The organism is Bradyrhizobium sp. G127 (genome assembly GCF_021502575.1).
GTDB lineage: Bacteria > Pseudomonadota > Alphaproteobacteria > Rhizobiales > Xanthobacteraceae > Afipia.
The window spans coordinates 889,383-904,429 of record NZ_JAKFGN010000002.1 but is presented as its reverse complement, the minus strand read 5'-3'; the positions used below and the strand labels follow the sequence as shown (position 1 = coordinate 904,429).

Sequence of the window (15,047 nt, the reverse complement as noted above, 5' to 3'; positions counted from 1 at the left end):
GCGAGAGACCCGGCAAGAAAGACGCCTTCGAGAAAGACGCTTTCGAGAGAGATTTTGGGAATGTTCTGCAAGGCCTCCCGCATGTTCAAGGCCACCCGGACGTCCGGGTTAATGGCCCGCTCTTTCGCGGGCTGGCTTGGTCATGGTCTGTGGCCGTCGGTGCGCGCGCTTGCGAGTGTCCTGTTCTGTTTTTCCATGGTCGCGGGATCTGCCCATGCCGATCCGGTCAAGGGCGAAGCCACCCTGACGGCGCAATCCGGCTACGCCCGCCTGGTTCTGAGATTCCAGGAAGACGTCCCGACCGAGGTAACGGTCGCTGGAGCTATCCTGGTGATCCAGTTCAAGAAGCCGGTCGATGTACCGACCGACCTGCTGGCGGATTCGGTCCCGGCCTATGTCGGGCCGGTGCGCCGCGACCCCGACGGCACGGCGATCCGCATGGCGCTGGCGCAAAAAGTTCGCGTCAACATGATGACGGCCGGCGAGCGCGTCTTCATCGATCTGCTCCCTGACAAATGGGTCGGGCTTCCTCCGGCATTGCCCGCCGAGGTGGTGAAGGAGCTATCCGAGCGCGCGCTTGCGGCAGAGCGCGCCCTGCGTGTTCAGCGGATGACGGCCGAGGCAGCCAAGCGGCCGCCGGTCCGGGTGCGGGCATTGACGCAGCCCACTTTCGTCCGGTTCGTTTTTGAAATGCCGGATGGCGTGAATGTCTCGTCGTCGCTCAACGGGGAAAAGTTTGCGCTGTCGTTCACCTCGGGGCTGACCTTCGATCTCGCCGACGCGAAGATCGCGATGCCCGCGAACATCCAGTCGATCAACCAGAAGCTGGAGGGCGATACGTCACGTGTCGATATTGCGCTGATCGGCGAAGTGGACGTCCGCGCATTCCGCGAGGAAAAGAACTACATCGTCGACATCGTGTTCGATCAGCCACAGGCGCCGCAAACCGGCAATCCGGCGCCTGCAAAAGCGCCGCAGGCCGGCACAACGCCCGGCGACAAGGCCAGTGAGATCTCGCCGCCGACCTCCGAACAGATCGCGCGGGAGGCCGCGCTGGTGGTCAAGCCCGACATCCAGGCCGACGTGAAGACGCCCGCCACGGTTCCGGACGAGAAAGCCGATGCCGCGAGCGCCAAGCCGGAGGTTGCAGCCGTTGCTGTGCCGGCCCCGAAACCGGCTGCCGTCGCGGGAGTCCCGCCACCTGCAACTCCGGCTCCGCCGCCATCGCCTCCAACACCGACGAAAGCGACGCCACCCAACGCTCCTCCGGCTAGCCCTGCACCGGGGATCGTCGTCGAGGCGAGACTCACCAGCGACGATTTTCGCCTGGCCTTTCCATTCACCGGGCCGACGCCTGCCGCCGTATTTCGGCGCTCCGACTCGATCTGGCTGGTGTTCGACACCGATCAGGCGATTGACGCCGGCGCCATCCGGCGCGAAGGCGGCCGGATCGTCGCCGACACCGTGGCGGTCGATCTGCCGCAGGGCCGCGCGCTTCGCATACGCTTGAACCGTCCGCAACTCGCCACGCTGACCGGCAGCGAGCTTGGGTGGACTCTCGTTCTTGCCGACAAGGCGCTGTCGCCATCGCAGCCGCTGGCCGCCACGCGAGACATGGCCGACCCCGGCCGCGCCAGTGTCAGCGTTACCCTTGTGAAGCCAGGACAACTTCACCGCCTAACCGATCCCGACGCGGGCGATTCTTTGCTGGTGGCGACAGCCGGCGGTCCGGTGCGGGGATTCATCAAGCGGCAGGATTTCGTGGAGTTCTCGCTGCTTGAATCGATCCACGGCGTCGTCATCCAGCCGAAATCGGATGATGTGACCGCCGGTATCGTGTTGGAAACCCTGACAGTCACTCGCCCCGGCGGCCTGACATTGTCCACAGCCATGACCGCGCCGGAGCGCGCTTCCGCTGCGATCCGTCCGATTTTCGATGTCACCGACTGGCGTGGATTCCAGACGTCGGACTTCATGGCCACGCGCAACAAGCTGATGACGGCGGCGGCGCTCGCAACCGGCCTGTCCCGGCAGCCCGCCCATGTGAACCTTGCGCGCTTCTATCTCGCGCGGGGACTGTATCCCGAGGCGAAGGGCATCCTGGACCTCCTTTTCTCGGAGTTGAAGCCGGGCGAGGAGGAATCGTCGTCCCTCATCCTGCATGCAGTCGCCAGCACACTGGCGGGACGTCCGGAAGTTGCCGTCACCGATCTCGCCAACCCTGTCGTCACGGCCAACATCGATTCGCAACTCTGGAAGGCACTGGCCTACGCGCGGCAGCAGAAATGGACGGATGCACGCGAGAAGTTCAAGAACGTCGAATTTGCCATCACTGCCTTGCCGCTCGATTTGCAGCGGATCGTGATTGCGGATGCGTTTCGCGCCTCGCTGGAGGTGAGGGATTATCCGGGCGCGGCGATGCGGAGCAACGACCTCGACATGGTGGGCGTAGGGCCTGACCAGGTGGGGTCGATTGCCTTGCTGCGCGGGCGAATGGCCGAAGCGCTGGGCCGCGAACTGGATGCGCTGGCCGCTTATCGTGCGGCCGCGGCTTCCGAGGATCGTCCTGCGGCTGTCGAAGCGCAGCTTCGCGAGATCGCGTTGCGCCAGAAGCGTGACGAGATCACCGAGGACGACGCCCTGCGCGACCTCGAAACCCTCTCAGTGATGTGGCGGGGCGACGGCATCGAGGTGCGGACGCTGGACATGCTGAGCCGGATTTACGCGGCGAGAGGGCGCTATCAGGAAGCGTTCGCGGCGGCGCGTGTTGCCACCGGCCTGCAGCCGAACTCGGAGGCGTCCCGCAGGATGCAGGACGACGCATCGGCGCTGTTCGAACAGATCTTCAACGGCTCGAAGGGCGACGATCTTCCGCCCGTTGAGGCGCTCGCGATGTTCTACGAGTTTCGCGACCTCACGCCGATCGGCCGCCGCGGCGATGAAATGATCCGGCGTCTGGCGGATCGTCTGGTCGCGGTCGATCTGCTCGATCAGGCGGGCGAGCTGCTACAATACCAGATTGATCACCGGATCGACGGTTCGGCGCGTGCCCAAGTCGCCTCAAGGCTTGCGATGGTCTATCTGATGAACCGCAAACCCGAGCGCGCCATCGCGGCGCTGCGCAGCACCCGCATTGCGGATCTGGCCGGCGAGATTCGCCAGCAGCGTCTGCTGCTCGAAGCGCGGGCGCAGAGCGACATCGGCCGCCACGATCTCGCGCTCGATATCGTATCGAATGTTGCAGGCCGTGAGGCGATCCGGCTGCGCTCGGATATTTACTGGGCGTCGCGGCGCTGGCGCGAATCTGCTGAGCAGCTCGAACTCCTCTACGGCGATCGCTGGCGCGATTTCCAGCCGCTGTCGGCCGCCGAAAAGAGTGATGTCATTCGCGCCGCGATTGGATATGCGCTGGCCGAGGATGCCATCGGCCTTGCGCGTTTCCGGGAGAAATACGATGCGAAGATGGACGGCGGCCCAGACCGTGCCGCCTTTGATCTGGCATCGAAGCCAGCGGCGGCGAACAGCGCCGATCTTGCCATGATCGCGAAGATGGCGGCGACCATCGATACGCTCGACGGCTTCCTGCGTGAAATGAAGACGCGGTTCCCCGATGCGATGGCCCGCGCCAAGTTGCCGCCGGAAATCAAGACCGATCCGAATCCGACGGGCGCATTGCCCGCGATCAAGGGATTGCGGCCGGTGACTGCGAAACGCTAGCGCGGTTATCCGCCGCCGTAGCTTTGCACCAGACTGCCCGCCACCAGCGACCAGCCGTCCACCAGCACGAAAAAGATCAGCTTGAACGGCAGCGAGACCACCACCGGCGGCAGCATCATCATGCCCATCGACATCAGGACTGACGCCACCACGAGGTCGATGATGAGGAATGGCAGAAACAGCAGGAAGCCAATCTCGAATGCGCGCTTCAGTTCCGAGATCATGAAGGCCGGCACCAGGATGCGCAGCGACATCTGTTCGGGCGATGCCGCAGGCGGCTCGCCGGAGAGGTCCATGAACAGCTTCAGATCTTTCTCGCGGACGTTCTTCTGCATGAAGCCGCGCAGCGGCACGACGCCGCGCTCGAAGGCCTGCTCGACTGTGATCTGATTGGCGACCAGCGGCTTGATGCCGTCGTCATAGGCCTTCTGCAGCACCGGCCCCATCACGAAGCCGGTCAGGAACAGCGCCAGTGCGATGATGACCGAGTTCGGCGGCGCGGTGGCGGTGCCGAGCGCTGTGCGCAGCAGCGACAGCACGACGACGATGCGTGTGAACGACGTCATCATGATCAGGATCGACGGTGCGATCGACAGCACCGTGAGCAGTGCGATCAACTGGATCGCGCGCTCGGTGACGCCGCCGTTGCCGGCGCCAAGATTGATGCTGATATCCTGCGCGCTCGCCGGATCGATCAGAAATCCGGCGGCGGCGACAAGGCTGGCAAAAAATAAAACTCTACGCGGGCGTTTTAGCGGGCTCACGCGGGAGGCTTCGGACGGCCGAGCAGGTTGGCCATCTCGTCTTCGAGATTCTCGAACGCGGTGGTCGAGGCGGGCGGCGGCGGAGCCGGCGGGGTTGCGGCCCGCGGCGCTGGCCGCGCCGGCGGTTCGGGAACGACGGGGGGCGCGCCGGGGCGTTCAACGGGGCCGATCGAAGGTGCGCGCGTTTCCGGGGTCTCGCCGGCGGGCCGGCGCAGGGCGGCTTCGAGCCGCTGGGCCATATCCGCGAGGTTTTGATCCGCCGATGACAAGCTGGGTTCGGGCGGACGAGCCGGGGGGCGGGGCGGCAGAGGCGGCGCCTTGGAGGCGATGTCGCTCGGACGGGGCATCCGGGGAGGCGTCGGTTCGGCTCGTTCGCTGCGCGGGATGGCGCGCGGTGGATCGGAACGCAGACCCGCATCAGACCGTGCCGGTGTCTGCGGCCGTATCATCGGCTCCGGCGTAAAACTCGCCATCGAGTCGGCGGCGTGCCGGTCAGGCAGCGGAGGAACGGGACGGCGTCCGTCCTCGGAATAAGGCGCGCGCGCCGGGCGCGGTAGTTCCGGTGCCGGGGGCTCCCGATGCTCAAACGGGTCGATCTGCGGTGTATCGGCGTCGGACCATCCCGCATCCGGTGCCAGCCGTGGCGGCAATTCGGTTCCGGCTGGCGAGCGCTGAAGTTGGTCGCGCTGGGGAACGCTGCGCACGATGTTGGGCTCCACCACCACGTCGGTGGGGCCGCCGATCATCAACAGATGTTCAACATTGTCGCGCCGAACCAGCACCAGCCTGCGACGGCCATCGACCGCCGCGGCATCGATCACGGCGAGCCGGGGCATCCGCCCCCGGCCGGAACTGTTGCCCAGAGCGCTTCCGCCGAACCGGCGGACCAGCCATGTCGCCAGTCCGATCAACGCCAGAACAATTACGAAAGCGATGAAAAACCAAAGCGTTTGCGGCATGTGCTGTCCCCGTCAAACCACACTCTTAGTCTATGCCAGATTCGCTGGCTACCCGCCGCGAAACAAGCAACCCGGGACGATTGGAGCGTGAAGCGCGTGCTATGTGTTAATTCCTGACGGCAATTGCTGCCGCCGGAGGGCTTCCATCTTATTATAAAGTACCGGGGCCAAAAATAGTTCTTGTGCCGGGACTTCAATGACTTGCCCGGTTGAAGGCCATTCGTGGCGAAAATAGGCCGGGCGGTTTCTTAACCACTTATTAACCATACGCACGGCAAATTCTGCCTACCTGAGGCGTCGCTTCGGGTCTCAGGGCGGAGCAGGCCGATGGCGATCACTGATCTTCCTATGTTGTCCGCGCTTCGCACCAAGATGCAGTGGCATCAGGAGCGCCAGCGCGTTCTTGCGGAGAACATTTCGCATTCGGACACTCCGAACTTCAAACCGCGTGATCTGGTGGAACCCAAGTTTGATACCAGCGGGAACCGGCCGGTCACCGGCGCCATGCCGTCTCTCGCAATGATGCGCACCAGCACCGGGCATATCCAGGGGGCCGGCGTCAGCGAAACCTTCAACTCAAGCAATCGTGGCGGCTACGAGACGCGACCAGCGGGCAATGCGGTCAATCTCGAGGATGAGATGCTGAAAGTATCGGCCAACCAGATGGACTACGCGGCGGCGACCTCGCTCTACAGTCGGAGCCTTGGGCTGCTGAAAACCGCGATCGGGAAGCGCTGAGAACGCATGAGCGGAACAAGGAACTAACTCATGAGTGACGGCAACGATTTTCTCCGTTCGATGAGCATCGCAACGTCCGGCCTGCGCGCGCAGGCAGGCCGGATGCGGGTGATTTCGGAAAACATCGCCAACGCGGATTCCACGGCGAAGACCGCGGGCGGAGATCCCTATCGCCGCAAGGTGCCGACGTTTTCCTCGGAACTGGATCGCACCCTCGATGCGCGGGTGGTGAGCCTCGGCAAGATCAAGCCGGACAATTCGGATTTCCGCGTCAAGCACGACCCGGGCAATCCGGTGGCCGACGCCAACGGCAACGTCAAATATCCCAACGTGAATTCGCTGGTCGAAATGACCGACATGCGCGAGGCGCAGCGGTCCTACGAAGCCAACCTCAACATCATTTCCGCCACGCGCCGCATGATCCAGCGCACCCTCGACATTCTCAAGGCCTGACAAGGAGACCTGAACAATGGCTTCGCCGACTGTCGCCGCCAACGCCTATGCAAGCCTTGCGAAAATCATGGAATCCGCGGGAGGTGGAGCCGGACTTGGAAAGCCGGGAGACGCAAATGGACCGTCTTTCGGCGAGGTGCTCAAGGAGACACTGGGCAGCGTGATGGACGCGGGCCGCAAGTCCGACGCGCAGACCGTCGCGATGGCGCAGGGCAAGGCCAACGTCATGGACGTTGTCACTGCCGTGGCCGAGACCGACGTCGCGGTCTCGACGCTGGTGTCGGTGCGCGATCGCGTGATCCAGTCCTACGAAGACATCATGCGGATGCCGATCTGATTTTCCGAATTGTGACGACAGGCCTGCGGGCGGGGGTAAATATGACTGGTGCTGAAGTTCTCGACGTCTCGCGCGATGCGATCTGGACCATCGTCAAGGTGTCGTCGCCGCTGCTCGTGGTCGGCCTGGTGGTCGGCGTCGTGATCTCGCTGATTCAGGCGCTCACGCAGATCCAGGAGCAGACGCTGGTATTCGTGCCGAAAATCCTCGCGATTTTCGTCACGCTGGTGCTTGCGCTGCCTTATATGGCTGATGCGCTGAACAGCCAGATGCTGCGGATCTCGTCGCGAATCATCGGCGGCTAGCGCATGATCGAAGGCTTGATGGTCCGGAGCGGCACAGGTCTTCCAGAGGCAAGTCTTTCATGCGTGTCGATATCTCGCTGCTCCCGGCGCTGGCCGCGACGTTCATGCTGGTATTTGCCCGCATTGGTGCGATGGTGATGCTGCTCCCCGGATTCGGCGAAGCCAATATCCCGGTCCGGGTCCGGCTTGCGATCGCGCTGGCGCTGACGCTCATCATCCTGCCGCTGCACCGCAACGACTATCAGGTCAGCATGACGTCGATTGCGCCGCTGCTGGTTCTGATGATTCACGAGATCATCATAGGCGTGGTGCTCGGCGCCACCGCCCGCGTGACGCTCTCGGCGCTGGCAGTCGCGGGATCGGTGATCGCCCAGCAACTCGGCCTGGGTTTCGTCACAACGATCGACCCCACGCAGGGTCAGCAAGGCGCGCTGATCGGCAACTTTCTGACCATGCTCGGGCTGGCGCTGCTGTTCGCTACCGACATGCATCATCTGGTGATCGCGGCGCTGAACGAGAGTTATAAGGCCTTCTCGCCGGGTGAACTGATGTCGAGTGGCGACGTCGCGGCGCTGGCAACCCGCGCATTCAGCACCGCGTTCAAGATCGGCGTCCAGCTGTCTGCGCCGTTCATCGTGTTCGGTCTGGTGTTCAACCTGGGACTCGGCGTGCTGGCACGGCTGATGCCGCAGATGCAGGTTTATTTCGTTGGCGTGCCGCTCTCGATCCTCGGCGGCTTCCTGATTCTCGCCCTCGTCATCGCCACCATGATGGGCACCTATCTCGACTACTTCGGCGGTGTCATGCACCAGCTCGCACCACGGAGCTGAGGGCGGCGCATGTCCGACGAGGATAAAGAGTCCAAAACACAAGACCCAACGCAAAAACGTCTCGACGACGCGCTGGAGAAGGGCGACGTCGTCAAGAGCCAGGAGGTCAGCACCTGGTTTGTGATCGCGGCTTCAACACTGCTGCTGTCGTCGTTCTCAGGATCGATCAGCGCCGGCATCGAGACGCCGATGCGCAACCTGCTGATGAATATGCATCAGATTCGCGTCGACGGACCGGGCCTGCTGTCGCTGACGGTGCAGCTTGAACTGATGCTGGTCGGGGTTCTCGGCGTTCCGCTGCTGCTGCTGCTGATCGCCGGCGTCGGCAGCAACCTGATCCAGCACCGGCTGGTGTTTTCGACCGAGCCCTTAAGCCCGAAATTCAGCAAGATTTCCCCCGCGGCCGGCTTCGCGCGGCTGTTCGGCAAGCAGGCGGGCGCAAACTTCCTGAAAGGACTGTTCAAGGTGATCGCGCTCGGCACCGTCATGGTGCTGGTGCTGTGGCCCGAACGGCATCGTCTGGATGCGATGATCCGGTTCGATCCGATGTCGCTGCTGGCGGCGACCAAGACGATCTCGGTGCAATTGATGGGGACGGTGGTCGCGATGCTGGCCGTGGTTGCCACGCTCGATTACCTGTTCCAGTACCGGCAGTGGTTCGAGCGGCAGAAGATGTCGCTTCACGAGATCAAGGAGGAATACAAGCAGTCCGAAGGCGATCCACATATCAAGGGCCGCATCCGGCAGATCCGGCACGCGCGCATGAAGAAGCGCATGATGGCGGCGGTTCCCACCGCCTCGGTCATCATCACCAACCCGACTCACTATGCGGTCGCACTGAAATATGAGCGCGGCATGCCCGCGCCGATCTGCGTCGCCAAGGGCGTGGATCTGATGGCGCTCAAGATCAGGGAAATCGCGACCGCGAGTAACGTGCCCATCGTCGAGAATGTTCCGCTGGCCCGCGCCCTGCACGCGAGCGTCGAGATCGACGACGAAATTCCGGTGGAGCACTATCATGCGGTCGCCGAGGTGATCGGTTACGTCATGCGCCTGCGGCGCGGGATTACGGGCCATGGCTGATGTGTCAATTCCGCTCCACTAGCGCAGCTACCGGCGCGGACGTAATGTATCTTGCGTCGGGACGCCCGATTCAGGCACTCAGAGGCTCATGAAGCCGATTTCCAACAGGCTGCGATGATAACCGACACGGACGGCGATCTGCGTTCCACCTTTGCCGCGGCCCATGAGCCGACCCGGCGCAGCGGCAGCATCCTGCTCGTCCTGCTGGTGGCCGGTGCGATCATCGCCGCGGCGGTCGCCTTTATGACGCTGGGCCGCAGTCAGGCCCAGCCCTACATCCTGGTGCTGCTGGCGTTGCTGGCGATGGTGGGCTTGTTCACGCTGTTCGCCTTCGCCGCCGGAATTGTCACGTTCGCTGACCGTCTCGCCGAAGACCCGATCACGCGCCCGATCGCCGATCATGCCTTCGACGGCCTCGCGGTGACCGATTCGCGCGGTCACATCGTCTATGCCAACACGGCCTATCTGGCGCTCACCGGCGCATCCGGTCCCAATGACGTGCGTCCGGTCGAGCGGGTTTTCATCGGCAATCCGGACGTATCCGAGGCGGTGTTTCGCCTGCTCAAGGCTGCGCGCGAGGGCAAGCGACAGCAGGAGGAGGTCCGGGTTGCGGGCGCGGATAACGCCCATGGCCGCTGGCTGCGCATGCGCGTGCGTCCGCTCGGCGCCGAGAAGCGCCAGTCGAAATTCGCGGTGTGGTCGGTCGCGGACATCACCCGCGACCGCGAGCGGCAGGAAGACGTCTTTCAGGAATTGCAGCACGCGATCGAATATCTCGATCACGCGCCATGCGGCTTTTTCTCCGTCAACGCGGCCGGCGAACTGGTCTACGTCAACGCAACACTGGCGAACTGGCTGGACTACGATCTCGCGGAAATCGGCTCCGGTGGGCTGAAAGTCGCGGACATCATGTCGGGCGACGGGGCCGCGCTCCTGACGTCGATCGTGCCCGAGCCGGGCGAGGTCAAGACCGAGGTGTTCGATCTCGACCTGCGGATCCGCAACGGCAAGACCATGCCGGTGCGGCTCTATCACAAGCTGGCATTCGGCGCGGACGGTGCGCCCGGCGCATCGCGAACTCTGGTCATCAATCGCGCCCGCGACGACCACAGCGATCCGCAACGCGCGGCCGAGGTGCGCTTCATGCGCTTCTTCGACCACACGCCGATGGCGATCGCCACCGTCGACAAGTCGGGCAACGTGGTGCGCGCCAATGCCCGTTTCGCGAAACTGACCCAGTCGCTGTCGCCCGCGAGCAGCGCCAGCAAATCGATCTTCGCAGTAGTCAACGAGCGCGAACGCGGCGAACTGGTCGCGGCGATCACCAGGGCTGCGGACGGGCAGGGCGACATTCCGCCGGTCGAGGCGATGCTGGACAGCACCAGGGAGCGCTGGGGCCAGTTCTTCGTCACGTCCGTCGAACAGAATGCGGGCGATGCGGAAGCTGCCATCGTCTATCTGCTCGAAACCACCGAAAAGCGCACGCTGGAGAACAGCTTCGCGCAGTCGCAGAAGATGCAGGCGGTCGGCCAGCTCGCCGGCGGCATTGCCCACGACTTCAACAATGTGCTCTCCGCCATCATGATGGCGAACGATTTCCTGCTGAACGCGCACAAGCCGACCGATCCGTCGTTCCAGGACATCATGCAGATCAAGCAGAACGCCAACCGCGCGGCGGCGCTGGTGCGGCAACTGCTGGCGTTCTCGCGAAAGCAGACGCTGCGGCCGCAGGTGCTCGACATTGGCGACGTGCTCTCCGACGTCAACGTATTGTTGAAGCGGCTGGTCGGCGAAAAGGTGAAGCCCGAGTTCGTCTATGGCCGCGATCTGTGGCCGGTGAAAGCCGACCTGTCCCAGTTCGAACAGGTCATCGTCAATCTTGCGGTCAACGCACGCGACGCGATGCCCGACGGCGGCAAGCTGACGATCCGCACCGCCAACGTTTCTGCGAAGGACGTCGAGCGCGCCGAGTACAAGGGCATGCCTGCGGCCGACTATGTCTCGATCGAAGTCACCGATACCGGCAGTGGCATTCCGGCTGATATCGTCGACAAGATTTTCGAGCCGTTCTTCTCGACCAAGGAAGTCGGCAAGGGAACGGGACTCGGCCTCTCCACGGTCTATGGCATCGTCAAGCAGACCGGCGGCTTCATCTATGTCGATTCCGTGCCGGATCGCGGCACCACATTCCGGATTTTCCTGCCGCGTCACTATCCCGAAGCGGAAGCGGTTCCGGAAGTCACCGCCGCCAGCGAGGCCGCAGCCCCTGCCGCCGCAAAGCCGAAAGCCCCGGACCTCACCGGCCACGGCACCATCCTGCTGGTCGAGGATGAAGACGGATTGCGTTCGCTCAACGCGCGCGGCCTTCGCTCGCGCGGCTATACGGTGATCGAGGCCGGCAACGGAGTCGAAGCTCTTGAGGCGCTGGAGCGCGAAGAGGGCGCGGTCGATCTCGTGGTTTCCGACGTGGTGATGCCCGAAATGGACGGTCCCACGATGCTGACCGAAATGCGCAAGCGCAATCCGGACCTGCGGATCATCTTCGTTTCCGGTTACGCGGAGGACGCCTTCGAGAAGAGCCTGCCGGAGAATCAGCAGTTCAACTTCCTGCCCAAACCCTTCACGCTGAGCCAGCTCGTCGCGGCGGTGAAGGAAACCATGTCGGCGGGATCGTGAAAAATCCGTCATAAACCAGCGGTAACGGGCGCCCAAGCGCACCTGTTGCCGGCCCGCGACCGAGCGCCGCAGCCGGTGCGGCATCTGTGCGCTTCCCTTTCGCCTGCCCGTGCCCATGTTAGAGGCGCATCCCCTGCCGGGGGATCATCGCCCCAATGAGGGCTAAGAGGGAACGAACATGATTTTTCCAAAGCGCCTGAGCGCGATCGTCAAGACGCTGGCCGTCGTCACGGCGGTGGCGATGCCGCTGGCGATTGCTGTCTCGTCATCCGTGGACGCTCGGCCGAGCAGCGGCGGTAGCCGCGGCACGCGCACATTCTCCGCGCCGCCGACCACACGGACCGCGCCGAATGCGGCGCAGCCGATCGAGCGCTCCATGACCCAGCCCGGGACGAAAGCGCCTGCCGCGGCTCCTGCAGGCGGTGGCTTCTTCAACCGTCCCGGCATGGGCATGCTCGGTGGTCTGGCCGCCGGCTTCCTCGGCGCCGGCCTGCTCGGCATGCTGTTCGGCGGAGGTTTGTTCAGCGGTCTTGGCAGCCTGTCGTCGATCTTCGGTCTGATCATCCAGCTCGGCTTGATCTATCTGGTGGTGCGGTTTGCCATGTCGTGGTGGCAGCGCCGCAATGCGTCGGCTAACGCACCGGCCTATGCCAACGCTTCGGCGGTTCCCGGCCCGACGCCTTCACAGGATCAGGGCCCGCTCGCCAATGCGCGCTCGGGCTTTGGCTTCGGTCTGGGTGGTGGCTCGAACGACGCACCGCTCGAAATCAAGCCGGACGACTACGATGCGTTCGAGCGCTTGCTCGGCGAGGTCAACACGGCGTGGTCCAACCAGGACATCGCCAAGCTCCACACGCTGGCGACGCCCGAGATGGTGTCCTACTTCACCGAAGACCTGAACGCGAACAAGGAGCGCGGCGTGGTCAACACCGTATCCGGCGTCAAGTTGTTGCAGGGCGATCTTGCCGAAGCCTGGCGCGAAGGTCCGACCGACTATGCGACAGTGGCGCTGCGTTATGCGCTGGTCGACAAGACGGTCGAGCAGGCCACCGGCAAGATCGTCGAAGGCAGCGACACACCGACCGAGGTCACCGACGTCTGGACATTCACCCGGCGTCCCGGCAGCGGATGGGAACTCTCGGCCATCCAGTACGCCTGAGGCGTTCCGGTTCCGGTCCGACAAGATTGAAGGCGTCGCGCTTGCGCGGCGCCTTTTCGTTTGTCCGGTGGTTCTGCAGGAATAAGTCGCGGCGTTGTGTGTTGAACTGTGATCGCATGATCATGAAGGTCTGACAGTTCAAAAAACTCACAGGGAGAGACGAATGATCCGGGTTTCGATAATTGCCGTATCGCTTTGTTGCCTCGCAGCCGCTCCCGTTGTCGCCCAGCAGGCCAACATGACGTTCTTCATCTCCAGTACGCCGATCGGCAACGGCGGAAATCTGGGCGGTCTGGCCGGCGCCGACAACCAGTGCCAGACGCTGGCGCAAGCCGCGGGCGCAGGGGCGAAGACATGGCGCGCGTATCTTTCGACGCAGGCCGCCGACGGCAAGCCCGCGATCAATGCGCGCGACCGAATCGGCAAGGGGCCTTGGACCAACGCCAAGGGCGTCGTGGTCGCGAAGGACGTCGCCGACCTTCACGGCGCCAACGCGCTGACCAAGCAGTCGGCGCTCAACGAGAAGGGCGAGGTCGTCAATGGCCGCGGCGACCAGCCGAACCGTCATGACATTCTGACCGGCTCGCAGCCGGACGGCACCGCTTTTGCCGCCGGTGACGACAAGACCTGCAGGAACTGGACGAGCAGCACGCAAGGGTCCGCGGTGGTCGGTCACTCCGACCGGCTCGGGCTGCGCGATGACGAGCCGTCGAAATCCTGGAATTCCTCGCATGGTTCGCGCGGGCCGGACGGCGGCTGCTCGCAGGCCGATCTGCGCAGCACCGGCGGCGACGGCCTGCTGTACTGTTTTGCATCGAACTGACGAACGCCAGCCGGGTTAACGTGGCGGCGCGGAGCATCTCCGCGCCGAACCGTTTTGCGAGGTCCCTATGCGCTACGAACTTTATTACTGGCCGACCATTCAGGGCCGGGGCGAATACGTCCGCCTGGCGCTGGAAGATGCGGGGGCGGACTATGCCGATGTCGCCCGGCGCGGCAGCGGCGAGAGCAAGATGATGGCGATGATGGACGCCGCCAAAGGCACGCCGCCCTTCGCACCTCCGTTTCTGAAGGCCGGCAAGCTGGTGATCGGGCAGACCGCGAACATCCTGCTCTATCTCGGGCCGCGCCACGGCCTCGCGCCGAAGGCGGAAGCACAACGGCTGTGGGTGCATCAGCTTCAACTGACTATTGCCGATTTCGTGGTCGAGATTCACGACACCCATCATCCGCTCGGGCCGACGCTCTATTACGAAGACCAGCGCCCCGCCGCGAAGAAGCGCACATCCGAATTCTGGAGCGAGCGCGTGCCGAAATTCCTCGGCTATTTCGAGCGCCTGATCGACGGCAGCAGCGGACCTCATCTCAACGGCCGCAGGATTTGCTACGCCGATCTGTCGCTGTTCCAGATCGTCGAGGGATTGCGCTACGCGTTCCCGAACAACATGAAGCGCTTCGAGCGCAACGTGCCTCGCGTGATCGAATTGCGAGACCGTGTCGCGGCGCGGCCCAACGTCAAGGCGTATCTTGCCAGCGAGCGTCGGATCCCGTTCAACGAGGACGGCATCTTCCGGCACTACAAGGCGCTGGACGCCTAAGGCGTCTTTATACCGCGGCTATATCGCAGGCGGCGCGTCCGTCTCGCATTCCTATCGCCCGGCGATCATCTTCCTGCCGTCACGCCGCATCTGCGCCGCGACGTATTCGGGAGGTGGCCATGGCCGCATTGTTTTCCGGCGAGGATCATCGCAATTTCTACGCCGAGGACGATTATCGCGCTTATCTGATCAGCCGCAATCCGCCGCCGATCGTGTATCATTCCGGCGCCGTCCGCCTGAAACGGCTGCGCGTCCATCTGCGGCGCGCGGTGCAGGGCGTCGATGCTGTCCTGCACCGGCTGATCGCGGCGCTGGAACGGTCCAAGACCCGCCGCATCCAGCGCGAACTGCAACTGCGCGGCATACGCTACGCGCAACGCAACGATGACGCAGCCTCGCAGCGCGCGCCGAAATAACCGCTCCCCCGG

The 15,047-nt window shown here is 63.9% G+C and carries 14 protein-coding genes; 12 read left to right on the top strand and 2 right to left on the bottom strand.

Translation table 11 applies throughout. The features are described 5' to 3' along the window. Positions 1 to 111 precede the first annotated feature (111 nt). Positions 112 to 3,717: a tetratricopeptide repeat protein gene (locus tag LVY71_RS16445; RefSeq protein WP_235100921.1), complete on the top strand. Its 3,606-nt coding sequence runs from the start codon at positions 112 to 114 to the stop codon at positions 3,715 to 3,717. A gap of 5 nt (positions 3,718 to 3,722) precedes the next feature. On the opposite strand, the gene fliP is transcribed toward LVY71_RS16445, so the two are convergent. Together fliP and LVY71_RS16435 are read right to left on the bottom strand one after the other, a co-directional pair. Continuing rightward, positions 3,723 to 4,481: a flagellar type III secretion system pore protein FliP gene (gene fliP / locus LVY71_RS16440; RefSeq protein WP_235100920.1), complete on the bottom strand. Its 759-nt coding sequence runs from the start codon at positions 4,479 to 4,481 to the stop codon at positions 3,723 to 3,725. Continuing rightward, positions 4,478 to 5,440 (bottom strand): flagellar biosynthetic protein FliO, encoded by a 963-nt coding sequence (locus LVY71_RS16435; RefSeq protein WP_235100919.1) that lies wholly within the window; start codon positions 5,438 to 5,440, stop codon positions 4,478 to 4,480. The genes fliP and LVY71_RS16435 overlap by 4 nt, the downstream gene beginning before the upstream one ends. Positions 5,441 to 5,767: 327 nt before the next feature. On the opposite strand from LVY71_RS16435, the gene flgB reads away from it, so the two are divergent. The 11 genes from flgB (at position 5,768) to LVY71_RS16380 (ending at position 15,035) form a co-directional block, all read left to right on the top strand. Next, entirely contained in the window at positions 5,768 to 6,178 is a 411-nt protein-coding gene (flgB, locus tag LVY71_RS16430; RefSeq protein ID WP_235100918.1) for a flagellar basal body rod protein FlgB, read from the top strand. A 30-nt stretch (positions 6,179 to 6,208) separates the two neighbouring features. Beyond that, a complete protein-coding gene (flgC, locus tag LVY71_RS16425) occupies positions 6,209 to 6,631 on the top strand; it encodes a flagellar basal body rod protein FlgC (RefSeq protein WP_235100917.1) in 423 nt (140 codons plus the stop codon). A 16-nt stretch (positions 6,632 to 6,647) separates the two neighbouring features. Further along, positions 6,648 to 6,968, top strand: coding sequence for a flagellar hook-basal body complex protein FliE (fliE, locus tag LVY71_RS16420; protein ID WP_235100916.1), 321 nt, complete (start codon positions 6,648 to 6,650; stop codon positions 6,966 to 6,968). A gap of 41 nt (positions 6,969 to 7,009) precedes the next feature. Beyond that, positions 7,010 to 7,273, top strand: a complete 264-nt coding sequence (gene fliQ, locus LVY71_RS16415; protein WP_235100915.1) for a flagellar biosynthesis protein FliQ — start codon at positions 7,010 to 7,012, stop codon at positions 7,271 to 7,273. Between the two features lie 59 nt (positions 7,274 to 7,332). Further along, positions 7,333 to 8,103 carry a flagellar biosynthetic protein FliR gene (gene fliR / locus LVY71_RS16410; protein ID WP_235100914.1) on the top strand — a complete coding sequence of 257 codons (771 nt, stop codon included), beginning with the start codon at positions 7,333 to 7,335 and terminating at the stop codon, positions 8,101 to 8,103. Between the two features lie 9 nt (positions 8,104 to 8,112). Next, positions 8,113 to 9,186, top strand: a complete 1,074-nt coding sequence (gene flhB / locus LVY71_RS16405) for a flagellar biosynthesis protein FlhB (RefSeq protein WP_235100913.1) — start codon at positions 8,113 to 8,115, stop codon at positions 9,184 to 9,186. A gap of 114 nt (positions 9,187 to 9,300) precedes the next feature. Beyond that, entirely contained in the window at positions 9,301 to 11,862 is a 2,562-nt protein-coding gene (gene cckA / locus LVY71_RS16400) for a cell cycle histidine kinase CckA (RefSeq protein ID WP_235100912.1), read from the top strand. 178 nt (positions 11,863 to 12,040) lie between these two features. Continuing rightward, positions 12,041 to 13,021, top strand: coding sequence for a Tim44 domain-containing protein (locus LVY71_RS16395; RefSeq protein WP_235100911.1), 981 nt, complete (start codon positions 12,041 to 12,043; stop codon positions 13,019 to 13,021). A gap of 163 nt (positions 13,022 to 13,184) precedes the next feature. Beyond that, complete coding sequence (locus tag LVY71_RS16390) at positions 13,185 to 13,844, top strand: lectin (protein ID WP_235100910.1); 660 nt, start codon at positions 13,185 to 13,187, stop codon at positions 13,842 to 13,844. A gap of 67 nt (positions 13,845 to 13,911) precedes the next feature. Next, positions 13,912 to 14,619 carry a glutathione S-transferase gene (locus tag LVY71_RS16385; RefSeq protein ID WP_235100909.1) on the top strand — a complete coding sequence of 236 codons (708 nt, stop codon included), beginning with the start codon at positions 13,912 to 13,914 and terminating at the stop codon, positions 14,617 to 14,619. 119 nt (positions 14,620 to 14,738) lie between these two features. Then, the gene (locus LVY71_RS16380) at positions 14,739 to 15,035 is read left to right on the top strand and encodes a hypothetical protein (RefSeq protein ID WP_235100908.1); all 297 of its coding nucleotides are present in this window, start codon (positions 14,739 to 14,741) and stop codon (positions 15,033 to 15,035) included. Positions 15,036 to 15,047 lie beyond the last annotated feature (12 nt).

What these genes read in the sequence shown, in the direction of transcription:
- flhB (WP_235100913.1), top strand. Translation starts at nt 8,113, where the DNA reads ATGTCCGACGAGGATAAAGAGTCCAAAACACAAGACCCAACGCAAAAA.
- fliE (WP_235100916.1), top strand. Translation starts at nt 6,648, where the DNA reads ATGGCTTCGCCGACTGTCGCCGCCAACGCCTATGCAAGCCTTGCGAAA.
- LVY71_RS16395 (WP_235100911.1), top strand. Translation starts at nt 12,041, where the DNA reads ATGATTTTTCCAAAGCGCCTGAGCGCGATCGTCAAGACGCTGGCCGTC.
- flgC (WP_235100917.1), top strand. Translation starts at nt 6,209, where the DNA reads ATGAGTGACGGCAACGATTTTCTCCGTTCGATGAGCATCGCAACGTCC.
- cckA (WP_235100912.1), top strand. Translation starts at nt 9,301, where the DNA reads ATGATAACCGACACGGACGGCGATCTGCGTTCCACCTTTGCCGCGGCC.
- LVY71_RS16435 (WP_235100919.1), bottom strand. Translation starts at nt 5,440, where the DNA reads ATGCCGCAAACGCTTTGGTTTTTCATCGCTTTCGTAATTGTTCTGGCG.
- flgB (WP_235100918.1), top strand. Translation starts at nt 5,768, where the DNA reads ATGGCGATCACTGATCTTCCTATGTTGTCCGCGCTTCGCACCAAGATG.
- fliR (WP_235100914.1), top strand. Translation starts at nt 7,333, where the DNA reads ATGCGTGTCGATATCTCGCTGCTCCCGGCGCTGGCCGCGACGTTCATG.
- LVY71_RS16385 (WP_235100909.1), top strand. Translation starts at nt 13,912, where the DNA reads ATGCGCTACGAACTTTATTACTGGCCGACCATTCAGGGCCGGGGCGAA.
- fliQ (WP_235100915.1), top strand. Translation starts at nt 7,010, where the DNA reads ATGACTGGTGCTGAAGTTCTCGACGTCTCGCGCGATGCGATCTGGACC.
- LVY71_RS16390 (WP_235100910.1), top strand. Translation starts at nt 13,185, where the DNA reads ATGATCCGGGTTTCGATAATTGCCGTATCGCTTTGTTGCCTCGCAGCC.
- LVY71_RS16445 (WP_235100921.1), top strand. Translation starts at nt 112, where the DNA reads ATGGCCCGCTCTTTCGCGGGCTGGCTTGGTCATGGTCTGTGGCCGTCG.
- LVY71_RS16380 (WP_235100908.1), top strand. Translation starts at nt 14,739, where the DNA reads ATGGCCGCATTGTTTTCCGGCGAGGATCATCGCAATTTCTACGCCGAG.